General features: G+C 40.8%; 17 protein-coding genes. 9 read left to right on the forward strand and 8 right to left on the reverse strand.

All coding sequences use genetic code 11. The features are described from left to right. Window positions 1-71: 71 nt before the first annotated feature. Window positions 72-725 carry a metal-dependent transcriptional regulator gene (locus tag IPM48_10330; protein MBK9271983.1) on the reverse strand — a complete coding sequence of 218 codons (654 nt, stop codon included), beginning with the start codon at window positions 723-725 and terminating at the stop codon, window positions 72-74. A gap of 118 nt (window positions 726-843) precedes the next feature. Here IPM48_10330 and IPM48_10335 point away from each other — a divergent pair, with 118 nt between their 5' ends. The 4 genes from IPM48_10335 to IPM48_10350 all read left to right on the forward strand — a co-directional run bounded on the left by IPM48_10335 (window position 844) and on the right by IPM48_10350 (window position 5,300). Beyond that, window positions 844-2,043 carry a thiol oxidoreductase gene (locus IPM48_10335; protein MBK9271984.1) on the forward strand — a complete coding sequence of 400 codons (1,200 nt, stop codon included), beginning with the start codon at window positions 844-846 and terminating at the stop codon, window positions 2,041-2,043. Further along, the gene (locus IPM48_10340) at window positions 2,044-2,484 is read left to right on the forward strand and encodes a Rieske (2Fe-2S) protein (GenBank protein ID MBK9271985.1); all 441 of its coding nucleotides are present in this window, start codon (window positions 2,044-2,046) and stop codon (window positions 2,482-2,484) included. Then, window positions 2,471-3,709 carry a hypothetical protein gene (locus IPM48_10345; protein ID MBK9271986.1) on the forward strand — a complete coding sequence of 413 codons (1,239 nt, stop codon included), beginning with the start codon at window positions 2,471-2,473 and terminating at the stop codon, window positions 3,707-3,709. The genes IPM48_10340 and IPM48_10345 overlap by 14 nt, the downstream gene beginning before the upstream one ends. Before the next feature lie 1,054 nt (window positions 3,710-4,763). Further along, on the forward strand, window positions 4,764-5,300 hold the full coding sequence (locus IPM48_10350; GenBank protein MBK9271987.1) for a hypothetical protein: 537 nt from the start codon (window positions 4,764-4,766) through the stop codon (window positions 5,298-5,300). A gap of 86 nt (window positions 5,301-5,386) precedes the next feature. Here IPM48_10350 and IPM48_10355 read toward each other — a convergent pair whose 3' ends face one another. From IPM48_10355 to IPM48_10370, 4 genes are all read right to left on the reverse strand, one after another. Beyond that, complete coding sequence (locus IPM48_10355; GenBank protein ID MBK9271988.1) at window positions 5,387-6,583, reverse strand: pyridoxal phosphate-dependent aminotransferase; 1,197 nt, start codon at window positions 6,581-6,583, stop codon at window positions 5,387-5,389. 82 nt (window positions 6,584-6,665) lie between these two features. After that, complete coding sequence (locus tag IPM48_10360) at window positions 6,666-8,723, reverse strand: Omp28-related outer membrane protein (GenBank protein MBK9271989.1); 2,058 nt, start codon at window positions 8,721-8,723, stop codon at window positions 6,666-6,668. Between the two features lie 334 nt (window positions 8,724-9,057). Then, entirely contained in the window at window positions 9,058-11,985 is a 2,928-nt protein-coding gene (locus IPM48_10365; protein MBK9271990.1) for a hypothetical protein, read from the reverse strand. A gap of 220 nt (window positions 11,986-12,205) precedes the next feature. Next, the gene (locus IPM48_10370) at window positions 12,206-13,057 is read right to left on the reverse strand and encodes a cupin-like domain-containing protein (protein ID MBK9271991.1); all 852 of its coding nucleotides are present in this window, start codon (window positions 13,055-13,057) and stop codon (window positions 12,206-12,208) included. Window positions 13,058-13,229: 172 nt separating this feature from the next. On the opposite strand from IPM48_10370, the gene IPM48_10375 reads away from it, so the two are divergent. The 3 genes from IPM48_10375 to IPM48_10385 are packed head-to-tail and all read left to right on the forward strand — an operon-like array spanning window position 13,230 to window position 15,679. After that, on the forward strand, window positions 13,230-14,387 hold the full coding sequence (locus IPM48_10375; protein ID MBK9271992.1) for a phosphoribosylformylglycinamidine cyclo-ligase: 1,158 nt from the start codon (window positions 13,230-13,232) through the stop codon (window positions 14,385-14,387). Between the two features lie 6 nt (window positions 14,388-14,393). Continuing rightward, complete coding sequence (locus IPM48_10380; protein MBK9271993.1) at window positions 14,394-14,681, forward strand: hypothetical protein; 288 nt, start codon at window positions 14,394-14,396, stop codon at window positions 14,679-14,681. A 5-nt stretch (window positions 14,682-14,686) separates the two neighbouring features. Continuing rightward, window positions 14,687-15,679 carry an acyl transferase gene (locus tag IPM48_10385; GenBank protein ID MBK9271994.1) on the forward strand — a complete coding sequence of 331 codons (993 nt, stop codon included), beginning with the start codon at window positions 14,687-14,689 and terminating at the stop codon, window positions 15,677-15,679. Between the two features lie 95 nt (window positions 15,680-15,774). Here the strand turns inward: IPM48_10385 and pfkA are convergent, their stop codons facing one another. Both pfkA and IPM48_10395 read right to left on the reverse strand, forming a co-directional pair. Next, entirely contained in the window at window positions 15,775-16,746 is a 972-nt protein-coding gene (pfkA, locus tag IPM48_10390; protein MBK9271995.1) for a 6-phosphofructokinase, read from the reverse strand. Beyond that, on the reverse strand, window positions 16,742-17,587 hold the full coding sequence (locus IPM48_10395) for a hypothetical protein (GenBank protein MBK9271996.1): 846 nt from the start codon (window positions 17,585-17,587) through the stop codon (window positions 16,742-16,744). The genes pfkA and IPM48_10395 overlap by 5 nt, the downstream gene beginning before the upstream one ends. 125 nt (window positions 17,588-17,712) lie before the next feature. Between IPM48_10395 and IPM48_10400 the strand changes: the two genes are divergently transcribed. Both IPM48_10400 and IPM48_10405 read left to right on the forward strand, forming a co-directional pair. Beyond that, complete coding sequence (locus IPM48_10400; GenBank protein ID MBK9271997.1) at window positions 17,713-18,618, forward strand: NAD-binding protein; 906 nt, start codon at window positions 17,713-17,715, stop codon at window positions 18,616-18,618. Next, the gene (locus IPM48_10405; protein MBK9271998.1) at window positions 18,611-18,961 is read left to right on the forward strand and encodes a DUF983 domain-containing protein; all 351 of its coding nucleotides are present in this window, start codon (window positions 18,611-18,613) and stop codon (window positions 18,959-18,961) included. The genes IPM48_10400 and IPM48_10405 overlap by 8 nt, the downstream gene beginning before the upstream one ends. A 56-nt stretch (window positions 18,962-19,017) precedes the next feature. Here IPM48_10405 and IPM48_10410 read toward each other — a convergent pair whose 3' ends face one another. Beyond that, window positions 19,018-19,959 (reverse strand): T9SS type A sorting domain-containing protein, encoded by a 942-nt coding sequence (locus IPM48_10410; GenBank protein ID MBK9271999.1) that lies wholly within the window; start codon window positions 19,957-19,959, stop codon window positions 19,018-19,020. Window positions 19,960-19,973 lie beyond the last annotated feature (14 nt).

Raw genomic sequence — 19,973 nt, forward strand, 5'->3', positions numbered from 1 at the left:
TGCTTGTCTTTTAAAACACATGATCACAAAGTCCATTCGGAAAAAATGGAAAACAACAAAATTTAGGATATTTAATGTACCAACAAACTATCTGCCAATTTTTTAGAAACACTCGCCTTTCCTTCCTTTCCAATTTGTATCACCAGTGATTCATCAAACGGTATTTTCTCCAATACTTTAATTTTGGTGCCAATGCTGATGTTCAATTTTTCCAGGTACTGAAGAAATGGGGTCGAGGTATCTTTGATGGCAGCAAGACGACACAACTGACCAATTTCAATATCAGTGAGCAAGGTATTGGTAATGGAGGGAATTTCACCTTTTGCATTGGGAATGGGATCACCATGTGGATCGTACTCCGGATAACCCAAAAAATGTTCCAATCGGTCAGCCAGCTCCTTGTGCCTGATGTGTTCGAGTTGTTCTGCTATTTCATGAACCACATCCCAGGAATACCCCAGTTTATCCAGTAAAAATACTTCCCACAATCTGTGCTTGCGCACGATGTCCACTGCAATTTTTTTTCCTTCTTCTGTCAGCACAGCTCCTTCCTTTTTATGATAGACAATCAGTTTTTTGTCGCTTAGTTTTTTGATCATATCCACCACGGAGGCAGCATTGACACCCATCGCTTCAGCAATGGAAGTGGGTGATATTTTTGTAGTTTCTATTTGAGAGAGCCTGTAAATTGACTTTAGATAATTTTCTTCCGTCAGAGAGCGCATCAGCTTATTTTTTGTAAAGATAAGGTTTTTATTAAAAAAGAAATTAGATAAGTCTAATAAAATTAATTTGGTTATTCAAATAAATATCTAAATTTGTGCGGTTCAATTGGGCTTAAATATGAAAAACCATCGGAATTTTAACCTACTAGTATTATTTAGTATGTTGATAATCAGTTTCTCATGTGAGAAAATATTTCCTGCTTTGCCCAATGAAGAAGATATTTTAGAGGGCCCGTTGCAGAGATTGAGCACTTTTGAAAATGCGCTCTTTCTGAAAGGGGATAAGGCCTTTAATGAAGTATTTACCTCCGAATCTGGTTTGGGTCCCCTCTTTGTAGCCAATAGTTGCGGATCTTGCCATGCCGGAGACGGTAAGGGTCATTTGTTTACTACACTCACCCGTTTTGGTCAAACGGACAGCACAGGAAATAAATACTTGTTGCAGGGAGGCCCTCAGCTGCAAAACAGGGCTTTGCCTGGATTTCAGCCCGAAATGATACCAGTGGGTGCCAGTTTTTCAAAATTCACTCCACCTGCAGTTACAGGTTTGGGTTATTTGAGTTTGGTAAGCGATGAGGATTTACTTGCCATTGCGGATCCTTTTGATGCTGATTCGGATGGAATATCAGGAGTACCCAATTGGATCAGCTTACCTGATTTTATCGTTCCGGGACCGGGATCTGTTTCAAATGATGGAAAGTACATGGGTCGGTTTGGAAAAAAAGCGGCTGTCTATAATTTATTGCACCAAACGGTCAATGCATATAATCAAGACATGGGGATTGCTTCTATTTTTAATCCCTTCGATGTCTTTAGTGGATTGGAAATAGATCCTGAAGTGTCCACCGAAAGAATCCATGAGCTGGTGTTTTATCTTCAAACTTTAAAAGCACCCATTCCAAGAAATCAGGAGGATCCGGATGTCAGACTGGGCAAAAATTTGTTTGAAAAGATCAAATGCAGTTCTTGTCACCTTCCATCATTAAAAACCCAGTATTCTCCGATTGCGGCATTGTCCAATCAAGTTTTTAATCCCTATACTGATTTACTATTGCACGATATGGGTCCCGGATTGGATGATGGTTACACAGAGGGAAATGCAAAGTCCTCCGAGTGGAGAACGCCAGCTTTGTGGGGATTGGGATTATCACCCAATGCCCAGGGCGGGCAATATTTCTTATTGCACGATGGCAGAGCAAGGAGCATTGAGGAAGCCATTTTATGGCACGGTGGTGAAGCAGAAGACAGTAAAAATCAGTATCAAAATCTTTCCAATAGCGATAAGGATGCCCTGATCAGATTTCTAAAATCATTGTAGTTGAACAGAAAAGAATTTTTAAAGAATTGTGGATTTGCCTGTCTTAGCGGGACAGCGATGATGACTTTCTTGCAAGCTTGTGCAAGTTCATCCTATTTTGCCACGACTACTTTCTCTAATAATAAATTCATTCTTCCTAAGTCCGAATTTTCGGAATTGAAAAATGGGAAATCCATCCGAAGGAAATATGTTTTGCTCAAGAATGAAAAACTAAGGTACCCCATTGTAGTATTTGAAATCGCAGAGGGTTCCTATTCTGCACTATTGATGAAATGCACCCACAATGGATGTGAGCTTCAGCCGGCCGGCACTTATTTGATTTGTCCCTGTCACGGGAGTGAATTTGACAATTTGGGTAAGGTGCAGAATCCACCGGCAGAGCAGAATTTACAAACTTTTCAAATTTCAGCGGACGATAATTTCATCTATGTACAAATTTAAAACAACGATCATATTCGTGCTTGCCATCTGTCTTTTCACGGTGGTGCATGCACAATCTGATTCATCCGGTTTTTTTCAGCGGAAATGGTCAGATACCACGGACAAAAAATTAAACATGGATGCCGTTTACAATCGTCCTTTTTTGACTTTGGGTAAGTTTCCGGTGGCCATAGGAGGTTATCTTGAAGCCAATACGCATTATGAAGTGGTGGACGGCGTGACAAATGGTTTTTCATTTCAGGCAAGACGGTTTACCCTTTTTCTTTCATCGTCCATTGCACATAAGATCCGTTTTTTTTCAGAATTGGAATTTGAAAATGGAACAAAAGAAATTAATATAGAATTTGCCGCATTGGATTTTGAATTTCATCCATTGCTCATCCTAAGATCGGGAATCGTGATGAATCCGATCGGTGCATACAATCAAAACCACGATGGCCCCCGCTGGGATTTTATTGAGCGTCCTTTGGTGGCTACAGACATTGTGCCCACTACACTTTCTAATGTGGGTTTTGGAGTGTACGGAAAATATTATGTGAACAAATGGGTTTTGGGTTATGAGACATATCTCACCAATGGATTTGATGATCGCATCGTTTCAAATACCTTAAATCGCAGTTCTTTGTCTGAGGGTAAAATCAATCCGGAAAGGTTTTCCATGAGCAACAGTGGATTGCCTATGTTTACCGCGAAAATGGCCGTTCGCAATCGGAGTTTGGGTGAATTGGGTTTATCTTTTATGAGCGGTGTTTACAACAAATGGCAAGAAGATGGTCTCCGATTGGATCAAAAAAGAAGTGCAAGTGTTTTTGCACTTGATTTTAACACCTCGCTGTTTCGAAAAAAGCTGGACATCACAGGAGAATTTTCAAAAGTTCTGATCAGTATTCCTGAAACCTACGATCAGACCTTTGGAGATCAGCAAGCAGGAGGCTTTCTGGACTTGGTATGCACCATGGTCGAGAAGCCGATGTTGGGCTGGGAGAAAGCAAAGATCAATTTTGGGGTTCGACTGGAATATGTTGATTTTAACCAAGGTAAATTTAAGGAGACCAACGGAAATATTGGTGATCACGTCTGGGCAATGGTACCCAGCCTTGCATTCAGACCAATGGGCACTACGGTGCTCCGGTTGAATTACCGGTTTATTCAGGAAACAGATTTGCTCGGAAATCCTCCGATAGTCTCCGGTGTCCTCCAATTCGGCTTTTCATCCTACTTTTAAGCAAAAGCTTGCAGAATCCATTTTAGGGAGGGGTTGTTTGAGTTTTTCTTGATTTTCTTCATTTTTCAGCCCGAGTTTCCATTTAGACTAAATTGAAGCTGTATTTCAAATCGACCTTTAGATTTTCAAGGTTTAATTATTGAATAATTTCACATCTGTCTAAAATAATTTTTAGAAACTAACTTTTCCACTTTTTGTCGCTCACGACTGAACGATCCAAGCTAAAAGCTTGGTAGAGTGCGACAGCACTCTAAGTGAAGGAGCCGCGAAAGCGGGGTACCAAAAAAACGCAGCCTTTTCTAAGGCGGCATCTTTCTTGGCTATATTGATCTTTATTTGGTTCATTTTGCAAGGTTCTCTGTTGGGACAGATTTTGGGCGCTGTATATTGCCGCCCCATAATGTCACTTCAATATGAAGGTTTGTTTGATAAGTGCACCATATTAGTTCCGTATAAGGAGCGACAATATAAGGCGCTGTTTCCAAAATCTGTCCTACCTGAGCCGCTGACGAAAAGGCTAATAATATTACACATTATCTAGATTGAAATATCAGGAAGAATGATGGTTTTCATGCAATTCAATGCGGCTTAGGGCTCCGCAGCTCGGGTACCCAACCAGCGAATTTCGCGGTCATGCTAAAAACTGTCTGAGCCCAACCGAGAAGCTATCAACAATGACAGAGTTGGCGAAGCGAGGATTGTGGAGCCAAGTAGGAGAAGGTAGAGGCGAGTTTTTTTAGCATAGCGAAAGAGCTGCAGTTGGGTGAGCGAGGAGTCCAGCCGCGAGTTTTCTTTGGTTACTTTCTTTTGACGGCCAAAAGAAAGTAACATACATGAAGTTTGATAAACAAAAGATATTTTTTAAATTGCAATAACTGTTATGGAGGTTCAATTTTAAAATATCGTTACAAAATTTGTATACACTTGTAAATCAATGGTCACATTTCAAATTTAAACTTATTTTGGACAGGTATGGAATAATTTTAATTTGCATTTTTCATAAATAACATTATTTTTAGGCGGTTTTATTGCTACAAATAATCAATTTATACCCATGAAAACTTTACCATTTGCATTGACCATAACCATTTTACTTTCCTCCTTTTTGGGCTGTGACCTTATAGATGATTCGCCATGTGGACCCAGGCTAACCTATGATTTGTACTTATTGGGTACATCTGTTGTGGACAACACCGGTGATATTTTAAACACCTACATGGAAGGCACAAACAGGGTTTTACAGTGGAGTGAACTGGTGGAAGAAGTTTGTTCGGACGAGCACGTTAAAGTGGATTATAGAGTGGCATTTTTGGACAATGGTACAGCCGTAAAAGAGAAAATGACAGCCCGGGGATCTGTTTCCTGGCAATTTTTATTCGAAAGAGTGGTAAACCTTACAGCCGATCAATCTGATCTAAAAGGAAACCTGGAAGTGGGTTTAAAACAGGCTTTTCCTGATTTGAAAGGCTGGATGGTACCCACCCTCGAAGTGATTTTTCCAACCAAAGGAAGTTATTCAGCGGACACGGCCTATATTAAAAAACATTTGATAGCCGTTGAGATGAGGGCAAAATACAGAGAATATAAATAAATATAAATAGTTAAATACATGATTCTTATTTTAAGAACTTAAATGAAGCTCTTAGTGGATTGCAAAAATAAAAGTCAGATTTGAATTTATGAACGCCCCAAAACTTCAACAATCCTGCGAATGGCTTCCCGGATCTTGGCCTCAGAGAGTGAATAGGAAATTCTAAGACAGTCCGGCGCTCCAAATGCTTCTCCGGAAACCAATGCCACATGGGCTTCTTCCAGCAATAACATGGCTAAATCATCGGCATTTTGAATGTCTCGACCTGCTATCTTTTTTCCAAAACAGGCATCTACTTTTGGCAAAATGTAGAAAGCACCCTGCGGAAAATTGACTTTCCAATCTTGAATTTTTTTCACTTCCTCCAACAAAACATCTCTTCTTTTTTGAAAATCTTTGCTCATAGCATAGGTAGGACCTAAATCTGTGCTCAAAGCATACGCACCCGCTTTTTGAGTAAATGAAGCAGCGCCGCTGGTAAACTGGCCCTGCACTTTAATACAAGCTTTGATGATCTCTTTTGGCCCTCCCATGTAACCCAGTCTCCAGCCTGTCATGGAAAAACCTTTCGAAAAGCCATTGATGGTCACCGTTCTTTCGTTCATATTCGGAAGAGAACCAATGCTCAGATGTTTTTGGTCAAAAATGATATACTCATAAATTTCATCAGAGACCACCAATAATTCGGGAAACGGGGCGACCAGTTTGGAAATCATTTCCAGATCCTCTTGAAGAAACACTGTGCCCGTAGGATTGCAGGGAGAAGAAAAAATGAGCATCCTGGTTTTTGAATCCAACCTGCCGGCGATGTCTTCTGCCGCAGGCTTGTAGTCATTTTCGACCGAAGATGGTACCACCACCGGCTTTCCTCCGGCCATTTTGATAATTTCAAAATAGGATACCCAATATGGTGCGAATAGCATCACCTCATCTCCGGGTTCCAAAAGGGCAAAACACAGATTGGCAAAACATTGCTTGGCCCCATTGGAGACCAAAATTTGATCCGGTGGATATTGCAATTGATTGTCTCGCTCAAATTTTTTACTGATCACTTCCCGGATTTCAAGCGTACCGGCCACCGGAGTATATTTGGTAAAACCCTGATCGATGGCTTCCTTGGCTTTTTGCCGAATGTGAATGGGAGTTTCAAAATCTGGCTCACCCAGACTGAGGTTGATGACATCTATACCTTTGCTGCTGATTTCTCTGGCCATTTGGGCCATTTTTAGCGTCGCAGATTCATTCATTTCTGCAACCCTGGAGGATATCTTGAAGTTTGCCATTGCGTGGCAAAGATCCAAATAAAAAAGGAAGTACCCAATAGGAGGATACTTCCTTCTTTGTTAATGTATTTTTATTAATGAATTAGTGGCTCACCACCAATTTTTTGGTTTGAAGTTCAGCACCCATTCTCAGGCGAATGGTGTACATTCCGTTTTCCATGGCCATTGTATTAATTGGCAGGACCAAAGATCCTTCCAGTTGTCCATAATTTCTGGACAAAACAATTTTTCCATTGAGGTCCATGATTTCCATACTTACCTGGCTGGGACTACTGAGTTCTACGCTAATCTGGCTATTTTCAGCAGCCGGATTTGGTGTCACATTTACAGGCGTCAGGGCCACTCCAGGATCTTCTGTTGAGGTGAACAATCCATTGGCAACCGCTTCAGCGATGGTTGTTTTGGTGGCATTGACAATTTCTCCGGCTGGTCCATAAAGAACACCAATGATTTCAATATTGTCTTCTTTCCATGCAATGGGCAGGTTGGTGGTATATGTAATAAAATGAGTGGTTCCGGCAGAAATACTTGCTGGAAGATAACCGGCGAGACCGTCATAACCATCCATGATGATTCTGGCGACATGGTTGTAGGTCATTCTGGAAGCAGGAACCGGATTGGGTAGAATTTCGTATCCACCCATTCTTCCATTGGCACCTCCTGAATATGCGTTGGCTTGGTTATAAGCGGCCGTATTGCCTTTCACACCGTTTTCAACCAAAACCATGTTGAAGCGATAATCTCCTACCAAGTCTTTTACAAAATCAGCTTTTACGCTGACCACCAAATCTCCTGTAGTAGGATTCCAGGTGGCTCCGTTGGTAAGTATGACCGGTGTTTCAACCACAATGTTGTTATAAAAGCTGGTTTCAAGAAACAATGGGTCAATGATGATGCTTCTGTCAAAAAGTACACTTGGAAATCCAGGAAATCCCGGAGTTGAAGTTAATCCTGCATCATAAATAGGTATTCTCATCGGCTCAGTGGCAGAACCTCCGTGGACAGCAATACCCGCAAAATATTTATGATAAGTTCTGTCCATAGAATCCATAAAAACAGCTCCTCTTGGGCACCATTGACACCATGTGCCGGTCGCTTCCTCAGCCACCACCATTTTATTGGCAGCAGGCACCACACCTGTTATTGGACTGATCTTGGTATTGTTGGAGGCATCGTCATCAGACTGTCCGTTGACCTTGTCAATGCTTACTTTTAAATCATTCGATCCTGGTGCATAAGTCACTTTTCCTAAATTCAAGGTAGTCGAACCCAGTGGAGCAATATTCAAATTGTTGAATGAATTGACCGATGGGGGATCAGCACCTACCTGTGTGGTCAATTCCAAAGAAGTAATTGGAGTTAAACCAATGTTTCTGATTAAAACGCTTCCACCAGAACTTTCATTGGCGAGGAATCTTGGTTTGAAGGTTGAATTCAGTAAAGTGGCCTCCAGATTGGTTCTGGTATAGGGTACATAAGAGTAACTGACATCATCCACATAGTAGGTGGAACCGTTGGCAGGAGCTCTGAAAGTAGGGTATAAATTTAGAGAGGCAATTGAATTATTGATGTTGGAAAATTTGGATACACTGACATCATTGAAAAATATTTCCCAAATGTTGTTGGTGAGGTCGGCTTTCAAATTGAATTTGATCCATTCCCCGGGAGTGTAGTCAGTTTCAACAAACTGTCCTCCTCCGGCACCGGCACCCATGTCTGCTCTAAATTTTGAATCTCCGTCAAAATAGCCCTGGAAACACCATATCTGACCGATAGTAGCCTTCCCCTGAAAATTGAAATAAGCTCCCTGATCTGGCACAACATAGATGTACATCTCAAAATTGAAATTTCCAATGTTGTACTCCTGTCCAAAAGGCAACACGATATCAGTTGGCCCACCGGTTGGGCTTATGGATTCCAGTTTAACACTCTTTGTGCCCGAACGCGCATTTTCATCCGTGACATAAGCATCCTCCTGTCCTCCTTCAGCAGCAGCACCGCCCCAGCAAGTCCATGCAGCAGAGGCTTTTGCCAATTGGTCTCCGACACCATAAGATTCAAAATCATCTGAAAAACTGGCCTGCGAATAAGCAAATCCAAAACCGAGTGAGAAAAGCAATAGAAGTAAGTTTTTATTCATTTTTATTCTGTTTAAAAAGTTATACAATGCCGTAAATTTAACGCATTCTTCTGTATTTACAAAAAAGAAGAAAAACAGCATAAAGAAACCATGGAACAGAAATAAAAAAATCCAAATAATATTCTGCTTCTAGATGAATAGTAGTTAATGCTAATATTTTATTTTGAAATTTTTAAATTTACAAAATTTAATATTTGGAATGACAATTGATCGTCCATTTGCATTTCCATTGTAAAAATGGATTTGGAGCATGCTAAAATGTCAAACCCAGACTTGCTGAAATATAAAAACCCTCATTCATTTGCATCAGAAAATGCAAATGAATGTCGATCGGTTATTTGCTGACAAAAATTCTGTAATGGTAGAATTCCTGACCCAATTGGACCCGCAAAATATAAATGCCACTTTGCTCAATGCCGGATTCCATCTGCCAGCTTAAAGCAGATTTTTGGTTTAGTACAAATGAAAGTTTGCTGCCAGAAAGATCGTACAAGGATACAGCCAACTGATCTGGTATAAGCTGTTCTGATTGAATCTGCACATGACTTCCATCAAAAAACGCTTTAAGTCGGTTGACTTTAAAGCCGCTTTTGCCTGCACCCAAACATTCTAATCCAATAAATTCTACCGCTTTGCAACAGCTTGGATTTTCCTGATCGCAAATCTTCATAAAATCATGTTTAACAGCTGATTTCGCAAAATGAGGCAAAGTAAGCGGTAAATCTGAGTAAGCGTGGTCGCTTATTTTACCGTTCCGGTCGTACAAATTAAATCTTGAACCAGTACCCGAATGTAGAAAATTAAGTTTTAAGGAATAGGAGCCTTTGCCAGTGCATTCTTGTGGTATGGCATCTACTTCGTAGATTTTGCAATTGGATTGACTTTCGCAACACACTTTTCCCAGATTTTTTTCCAGCGCACAGCGTTCATTGTGGCAATCTCTGATCACAAATCCGTAATTGGTTTCACAATTTCCATCCAATGGACCAATTTTAATGGGCAGATCTGTATATTTAAACGTGCCGTAATTATGGCCATTTCCACTCACAGTAAAACAGTCTGAAACATTTTTATACCCAAAGTTGATCGTGACGTAGAATTTCTTTTCTGCATTGCACTCTGTTCTCTTGAGGTCCAACTCACTGAGTTTGCAATCGTTGTTCTGAGATTCACAACATACTTTACCCAAAGATTTATCGACTGCACATTTTTCATTGTGACAATCGCGTACCACAAAACCATAATTGGTTTCACAATTGCCATCCAATGGACCAATTTTAATGGGTAGATCTGCGTATTTAAACGTCCCGTAATTATGGCCATTTCCACTGACTGTAAAACAATCTGAAGTGTTTTTATGGCCAAAATTGAGGGTCACGAAAAATTTCTTTTCCGGAGTGCATTCAGATTTTTTGAGTTCAAGTTCATTGATTTGGCAATCATTGTTTTGGGTTTCACAGCATACCTTGCCAAGGACTTTGGAGATTCCGCATCTTTCATTGTGACAATCGCGAATGACAAATTCGTATTCTGTTTCACAATTTCCGTTTAGTGGACCTAATTTGAGGGGCAGGTCAGTATATTTAAAAGTCCCGTAGTTATGGCCATTTCCACTGACTGTAAAACAATCTGAAGTGTTTTTATGGCCAAAATTGAGGGTCACGAAAAATTTCTTTTCCGGAGTGCATTCAGATTTTTTGAGTTCAAGTTCATTGATTTGGCAATCATTGTTTTGGGTTTCACAGCATACCTTGCCAAGGACTTTGGAGATTCCGCATCTTTCATTGTGACAATCGCGAATGACAAATTCGTATTCTGTTTCACAATTTCCGTTCAGTGGACCTAATTTGAGGGGCAGGTCAGTATATTTAAAAGTCCCGTAGTTATGGCCATTTCCACTGACTGTAAAACAATCTGAAGTGTTTTTATGGCCAAAATTGAGGGTCACGAAAAATTTCTTTTCCGGAGTGCACTCCGATTTTTTGAGTTCAAGTTCATTGATTTGGCAATCATTGTTTTGGGTTTCACAGCACACCTTGCCGAGGGATTTTTCGATCGCGCATCTTTCGTTGTGACAATCGCGCACGACAAATCCGTAATTGGTTTCACAATTTCCTTCCAAAGGTCCCAATTTAATGGGCAGATCAGAATATTTAAAAGTTCCGTAGTTGCGTCCATTTCCGCTGACGGTAAAACAATCTGAGGTATTTTTATAGAGGAAATTAAGGGTAACATAGAATTTCTTTTCTTCGACACAGTCAGATTTTTGTAGTTGAAGTTCAGCCAGCTTGCAATCCGTATTTGGATTTTCACAACACACTTTTCCAAGGACCTTTTCCAGGCCGCATCTTTCATTGTGACAGTCCCGAATGTCAAATTCATACTCTGTTTCACAATTGCCATTCAACGGCACGATTTTAATTGGTAGGTCGGTGTATTTGAAAGTGCCATAATTGATTCCATTTCCTTTGACAACAAAACAATCCGATGTATTCTCATGCTTGAAATTGATCGTAACAAAAAACATTTTGTGCCCGTCACAAGCGGATTTATCGAGCTGAAGTTCAGAAAGCTTGCAGTCCGGATTGGGATTTTCGCAACAGACTTTTCCCAATTCTTTCTCAATGACACAGCGCTCATTGTGGCAATCGCGCACCACAAAGAAAAAATTGCTATCGCAATTGCCGATGAGGGAATCTATTTTGATGGGGAGGTCTGCATACTTATAGGTGCCGTACAATTTTCCATTTCCTTTGACCGTAAAGCAATCGGAGGTGTTTTTATGGAAAAAATTGAGGGTGACAGAAAAGTATTTTTCGCCAAAACAATCGGATTTTTTAAGTTCCATCTCGGCTAGCTTGCAATCGGCATTGGGATTTTCACAACATACCTTTCCAAGGGATTTCTCTATTGCACAGTCCTCTTTTTCACAATCCCGGATCACAAATTCATAAGGCGTCTCACAATTACCAGCCAAAGGCCCAATGGTAATGGGCAAATCTGCGTAAAGAAAAGTGCCATAGTCGGCTCCATTACCTTTTACGGTAAAGCAATCAGAGGTGTTTTCGTGTTGAAAATTAAGGCTGACAAAAAACTGCTTGTCGGCATTGCAAGCTGATTTTTCCAACTGCAATTCACTCAATTTACAATCTTCATTATATATAAATAATTTACTATCAATTGATAAAATATTTGAATAAATGTTAATATGAAAATTGACCGCAAGGACCAAAAAGAGAAATCGGGTAAACCATTTTTTCATAATCCGTTGATTTTATAGTCAGTTGACCCATCAAAGTTACTGAATGTTGCACGGATAAAAGGAATTTTATCAGATAATTCTGAATAGGAGAGAGCCAGCAGCTTATTGGAGATTCCAAAAGTACCCAAATAAGAAATCCTGCCTTGGGCAAGGCAGGACCTCGGTTGGTTTTAACAAATACAGCAATTGGTTCAGTTTTCCAGAATTTTTATCTCAAACATCATGCCATGGTGGGAAGTCGCTGTTTGCTTTTGGCCTGATCGACTTTCCACTGAGCCCATTTATCGCCCAGTAAAAAATTCATGCTCCGGTCCACCATCATGTGCTGAGTGATGTGAAAGATACCATTTAATCTTTGCGCCACCGAGTCAAAAGCCCTATAAGCAATTGAAAATCCGGATTCGGTATATTCGATATGATGCCAAAACTTCGAAGGCATAAACAAAGTTTCTCCATGCTCCAGGGTGGTTTCATAACCCCTGAGGTATTTTAGGCCTGGATATTTTCCTTCATCAGGATCGATCGGATTTATCAAACAACCTACGGTAAAGGGAACTGGTCCCAGAAGGTCCGATTGATCAGGAGCAAACAACAAAACCCTTTTTTTCGTCTGGAAATGGGTCAAAAAAACATGGGAGCAGTCGAGATCATAATGGATTTTGGTATAGGCCCCTTTACCGCCAAAAAACATAAAAGGCAGTGAATCAATGAACCCATCCATGATGCTGAGCTTACCCAAATCATTTTTTAGTTCTGGAATCAGGGCTAGAATATTGAGAAGAAAGATCCGAATATTGGAAGAGCCATTTTGGATCAATCTGAGATAATCACCCAATAACATTCGGCCTGTCGGCGACATATAGCTCTTACCGGCTTTTGAGAAACTTTGGTCATAAATTGGAATTTCTACCTCTCCATACTTTTGAATGAAATATTCAAAGTCCCATTTCGAATAAGCTGGCCAATCCTGGATCAGATCCTTAAAAACCACCGGTTTGTTCGCCTTTAAATATTGATTTTCAAATTCTTTTTTAGAAACATTGCTTCGTTTTTCGATAGCCTTGAGTATCATCATTTATTTTTTTGGGTTCTACCTTGCAAAATTAGCGAAGGTATTTCTTGATGGGTAATAAATAATTTGTTAAATCTAACAAGCTGTTTGGGGATAGAATGCCCAAAATGACAATCAGTATTTTTCTCTGTCGCGAATCATTTACCTTTGTGTCCAACCGAATACCAGGAACATGGCAAAAAGATATGAATCGCTGGGAGTTTCAGCCTCCAAGTCTGAAGTGGAAAAGGCCATCAGGTCTCTGGACAAGGGTTTGGTCGAAAATGCTTTTTGCAAGGTCCTCCCGGATACCATGGGTGGAGATCCTCTATACTGTAATCTGATGCACGCTGATACCGCTGGTACAAAAACCAATCTGGCTTATCTTTGGTGGAAGGAAACCGCTGACCTCTCGGTTTGGAAAAACATTGCTCAGGATGCCCTTGTCATGAATTTAGACGATCTTGCCTGTACAGGGGCCAGTTCTCCCGTAACAGTGTCCTCGACCATTGGTCGCAACAAGCACCTGATTCCCGGGGAAATCATTGAAGCCATCATTCAAGGCACGGAAGAACTCCTCCGTATGTACCGAGACTTTGGGATTGAAATTTTGTCCGGTGGCGGAGAAACAGCAGATGTGGGTGACATCGTCCGGACCATTGATGTTGGTATAACCGCTTTTTGCCGCCTTCCGCTCAAGGATATTTTACCCATCGATATAAAACCTGGAGATCTGGTCATCGGATTGGCTTCTTATGGTCAGGCTGTCTATGAAAAGGAGTACAACAGTGGGATTGGATCCAACGGGTTGACAGCCGCAAGACACGATTTGCTATCAAAATACTATTTGGAGCATTTCCCGGAGACGGTAGCGCCACAAACCAATCCGGCACACGCCTATACAGGACCTTTTAGGATAACAGATCAATCGGATTCCGGACACATAATAGGTCGTTTGCTTTGTTCTCCGACACGGACTTATGTTCCTTTTTTACACGAATTGATTCATCACAGACAGATCCGACCCCACGGCATTATTCATCTCACTGGTGGGGCCCATACAAAAGTCAAAAAGTTTATCAGAAATTTAAAAATTATCAAAGACCAATTAATCCCGGCACCTCCGGTTTTTTCGCTGATTGCACGACATTCTTTATGTTCACCGGACGAATTGTATGAGGTGTACAACATGGGGCAACGGCTGGAAATCTATTGTATTCCGGAGGATGCCAATCAAATTTTGAAAACTGCAAAAGATTTTGGCATTGAAGCATCTGTCATTGGCAGAGTTGAATCAAGTAAAGATACCACGGTTGAATTGCACACGGCTCAGGGAATTTTTCAATATTGATCCGCCATGTCTTCAGGTCCCACCAAATCTCTTTTGTATAGATATGCACTGCAACAATGCACGGATGAAGAGCAAGTTTTTGTAGAGCTTTGGCTTGCCTCAGATCCCAAGGTCAAAGATCAGTTGGAGATGATCCGCAGTATGCTCAATCATATTCAAGAGGATAAACCGGAAAATAAAAAATCGACTTCCGAATTTGTTTCACCCTCCACTCGAAGTATGTATTGGCTTTGGTATATCCTGGTTGCAATAGTATTCATTGCAATCGTCTGTTGGAAAATATTCAAAGCTTGAGCCCGATGGTTGGCGAAGAAATAATAGCGCGGATTTTTGGTAAAGCAGACTTTGACTTTGAAGAATTGGCGATGGAAATTTTTAAAATCCAGTCCATTAAAAACGAAGTTTATAAAAATTATCTCCACCAACTAAGAATAGAACCGGAAAATGTAAAATATTTAAACAAAATACCTTTTTTGCCGGTGGATTTTTTTAAATACCACGACATTAAAACGGGAAATTGGAAAGAGGAAAAATATTTTCTGTCCTCTGGCACTACCGATGCCCAACGTTCGAAACATTGTATAAAAAATCTACAAGACTATCATCGAATGACAGAGATTTGTTTGGAAATGTTTATTTCAGATATTCGAGAATACAGTATTTACGGATTGTTACCTGGATACATTCAAAATCAACATTCGTCCCTGATAGAAATGGTTCGGCATTTTATAGAAAAATCAGGTAAAGCTGATTATAGAGAAAGAATATTCGCAGATTTTAGTTTGTTGAGCCAGGCTTTGAAAAAGGAAAAATCAAATGGATCAAAAATTTTATTGTTTGGAGTGAGTTTTGCATTATTGGATTTTGGGGAAGCGCATCCACTTAGTTATGAACCATTGACCATCATCGAAACAGGTGGAATGAAAACCCACAGACGTGATTTTTCCAAGGAATATATTCTAAAAAAAATGCAACTCAATTTTCCAAAAAGTATGATCTATTCAGAGTATGGCATGACAGAGATGATGTCGCAGGCTTATGCCACCGATGGAATGTGGTATTCACTCCCATCCCATGCAAGGGTATTCATCAGAAATTCAGAAGACCCTTTTGGAGAATTTATCATCAACCGGCAGGGTAGGGTCAATGTCATCGATTTGGGCAATTTGCACAGTTGTTGTTTTCTGGAAACCGCAGACCTGGGTATATCCAATGCCAATCAACAGTTTAAAATAATGGGTAGAATTCAGAATGCGAGCATCAGAGGATGCAACTTAATGTATGAGTATTAAGACAATGGATCAGTTTTCTGATCTTTCAATGCGATTTACAACAAAGATTGAATTTGATTTCCGGAAATCTTGGAAATCGACCACATGGGGCAATTCTATATTCCCAGCATCCTTGTAAGATCAATCATTTCCCCGGATGGTTGCTTGGATAAAGTCACACTTTCTTTAAAAGGAGTAAAACAAATATGATCATTTATAATTCCTGCCATTACATTTCGCTGACCTTGCATGAGCGCATCCACAGAAGCATGTCCCAATCTTGCGGCGAGTATTCGGTCAGCTGCAGTTGGCGCACCTCCTCGCTGTAAATGACCAATGACCGTTACCCTGATATCTTGTTCAGGCATGAGGTTTTTAATCTGCTGACTCAGGTTGTAAGCATTTCCGAGTTTATTTCCTTCTGCAGAGATGACCAAACTAAACAATTTTTTTCTTCTCTGAGCTTGTTGTAGTTGCCGAACCAGTGTTTCTAAGTCTGTCGCATCTTCGGGAATGATAAATGCGCTGGCCCCGGATGCCAAAGCAGTATACAAAGCGATATAACCAGAATGTCTGCCCATCACTTCGATGATAAAAAGTCGGTTGTGGGAATCTGCAGTATCCCGGATTTTATCCACGGCCTGCACGGCGGTATTAACAGCTGTGTCAAATCCCAGGGTAAAATCTGAGCCATACAAATCATTGTCAATGGTACCCGGAATTCCAATGGCAGGTATCTCGTATTCTTCTGAGAATATCTGGCACCCTGTAAAAGTGCCATTTCCTCCAATTGCCACCAGAGCATCAATGTCAAAGGCCTTTAGGTTTTCATAGGCTGTTTTGCGCCCCTCACTCTCCAAAAACCTCTTACTTCTGGCAGTTCTGATAAAAGTGCCGCCGTGGTGAATAATGTTGCGCACATCATCGTCTTCCAACCTCCGAATATCGCCATCGATCATGCCTTCAAAGCCTCGCAGTATGGCATAAATATGCAGGTCGTAATGATTTGCCCTTCTGTAAATAGCCCTGATTGCTGCGTTCATTCCCGGTGCATCGCCTCCGGACGTAAAAACACCAATCCTGTTAATCTGTCTCATGGTGGTAATGACAAAGTTTGTGCAATATTTGTTGACTGAAGCTCAGCTCTTGAAATTCATAGGTTTCTGCTATTTTCAAAATGTTCTCTTTAAGTTCTATCGACACGGATCCTGCAAAATGCAAGGGCAGCTTCCGATGCTTTGAATAGGGGGCTATCCTGTTTTTGAAAAACAGATCCAGACTGAAATCTACCATCCGCGATATGTCAGGATGCTGCATCTTTTCCAGAACAAAGGGAAATAAACTGGCCAATTCATAAGCAATTCTTGGAGAGGAATATAGATACGCCAGATAATCTCCGGAAGGCACCGGCATTCTCTCAGTCAATTGTTGGCTCAATTCAGGATCAAGTGTTTGGTAATAGTGGCTGACCAGCAGTTGTTTGCAGATGTGAGAGGCGCTGCCTTCGTCCCCAAGCAGATAACCGAGGGCAGGCAATTGATGGATCAAAACCCTCCCGTCACTCAATGCGCTATTGCTTCCGGTGCCCAAAATGGCCACCACACCCGGTTTTTTGTTGCATACTGCCCTTGCAGCACCGAGAAGATCAGAATGAACATTGAGATGACTACATTCCGGCCATTGATCCCTCAAAAAAGTAGTCATTTGATAGGCTCCTTGCCCAATGCAGCCAGCCCCATAGTACCAGATTTGATCTGGAGAGGCGCGGTTGATTTGTGAAAAGGCCGATTGAAGACCGGAAAGAATGGAATGCTTGCTCTGAGTCATTGGATTCAAGCCGGCCGTAGTCCATTCCTGCAGAATTTGACCATTTTGAGACAATGCCCAATGGGTTTTGGTAGAACCTGCATCTGCGATCAGTTGGATCATTGATGCAAAGAAAATGAATATTGTGGACTTGGTCTTTCTGTTGCGAAATGGAGTATTTTGATCTCTGTCCTCATTTTAGCTGGGAAATGTGTGCTATTGTCCTATTTTTGCGCGCAAATTTTGAAATGAATAAAATAACAGTTATTGGAGCAGGAACCATGGGGAATGGGATTGCCCATGTATTTGCTCAATATGGATACCAGGTCACCTTGTGCGATATTTCAGAGAAAGCCCTTGAGAAGGCATTGGCCACCATTGATAAAAACCTTGGCAGAATGGTCGAAAAAGGGAAAATCACCCCTGACATTCATCGGAAGGCCATTGAAAATATCCGAACCCAAACATCGATGCAGGAAGCCGTCAAAGAGGCAGAACTGGTCGTTGAAGCTGCAACAGAAAACATCGATCTTAAACTCAAGATATTTAAAGAACTGGACGCATGCGCGCCTCCGGATTGCATTTTGGCAACCAACACTTCCTCCATTTCTATAACGAAGATCGCAGGTGTAACCAGCAGACCTTCTTCAGTGATCGGTATGCATTTTATGAACCCGGTGCCGGTCATGCGACTGGTAGAAATCATCCGGGGATATTCTACCAGGGCAGAGGTCTGTGCCACGATTGTCAAAATGACCAAAGCCATTGATAAAATTCCGGTCGAAGTCTATGATTATCCGGGATTTGTCACCAACAGAATCCTAATGACCATGATCAATGAAGCAATCTATACGCTTTTTGAAGGGGTCGGCAACGTGGATGAAATTGACAGCATTATGAGGCTGGGAATGGCGCATCCTATGGGCCCACTGCAATTGGCTGACTTCATAGGTTTAGATGTTTGTCTTTCCATTCTAAGGGTTTTGTACGACGGATTTGGAAATCAGAAATACGCTCCTTGTCCATTGCTTATCAACATGGTCAACGCCGGCCAGCTAGGCATTAAATCCGGAGAGGGATTCTACGATTATTCAAAGGGAGGTAAAGAATTGGTCGTCAGTCAAAAGTTCCTCCAAAGGTTTAAACATGACTAAATTAACTGCTATCTTTTGGTTGAAATGTCCCGCCTGTTGGAAGGGAAATTTATTTGTCAGGGGCTCTAATCCTTTCTCATTTTTCTTTGAAATGCATCAAAAATGTCCTCATTGCGGTGAGAATTTGATGAGGGAGCCAGGATTTTATTTTGGATCAATGTTTCTATCCTATATTATGACTGGATTTTTTTCTCTGGCAGTTGTAGGAAGTTTAATCCTGGGATTTGGACTGGATTGGAGATGGGCCATGTTTGTTTTGGCTATTATTCTCATAGGGCTGTATGCTTTCATTTACAAATTTTCAAGATCCTTGTGGATACACTTATTTGTTTCCAAAAAATAAAAAGCCGAAAAAAAATTGCTTCTTTCCGGCCTTCTAAAATATTTTAATAAGTTGTTTTAAATCCTCGTAAATTTTTTAGTACTGATTCTGCCATCCTGATCTGCTATTTTAAGCAGATACCATCCGGCAGGAAGATCCGCTACACCAATGGACAAATTGGATGCACCTGGTTCCAGATTCTTTTGGACGGCTTTGTGTTCCCTGCCATTTTCATCCAAAATACTGATGGTGGCATCAAATTTTTCATAGGTTTCCAAACTCACCAAAAGTTCTTCTCTCACTGGATTGGGCGTTAATTCAAAGCTCAATTTTTTACTCAGGTCTTCAACTCCTACCGGCACATTGGCGATGATGACATAAGTTTCTTCAAATACACCAACATTGTTGCTGTTTTTGTTGAAGAAAAATGGAGTTACGAAATAATTATCGTTGTTGTAACGGTAGTTTAAGCTGATGTTGTGGACTGCAAATCCCTGACTTCTGCCTTCATATTTTACCGTAATTTCTGCTTTTTTACCACTTAAAGTTGAAATATTAATTTTATTGGTTTCGTAACAAATCAGATTGTTGACATTGGTGCTCATCATTACAAAGCTGTTGTTTTTTGTTTCAACTTTTGCGTTACCCAGTATTTTACCAGAGATGTTTCCAAGGTCCCCGTTTGTGCTTGAAGTTACAGTAGTACAGGTTGTGCAACCAGAACAATTGGTTTGATTGGTGTTATTTTCACATTTGTCGGCTATGACCTTTGTGGCAAAACTGACAGAATTTACGCCAGTCTCACCCAGTACATAAACCGGATTCGTCTTTGAATTACCAATCTGACCGATTTTGATAAAATCCAGATGGATAGAGGCTTTTTCTCTTTGATCGTTGCCACCTGGGTCTGTAGAAGGAGTTACAGTGGCGGTTTTTCCACAAAATTGAAATTGAATGGTCTGAGCCTGGAGAAATGACCCGATCAAAATAAAAACAAGGGGGGAGATGTGTTTTTTCATATAACTTGTATTTT

Source organism: Saprospiraceae bacterium, assembly GCA_016715965.1.
Classification (GTDB): Bacteria; Bacteroidota; Bacteroidia; order Chitinophagales; family Saprospiraceae; genus Vicinibacter.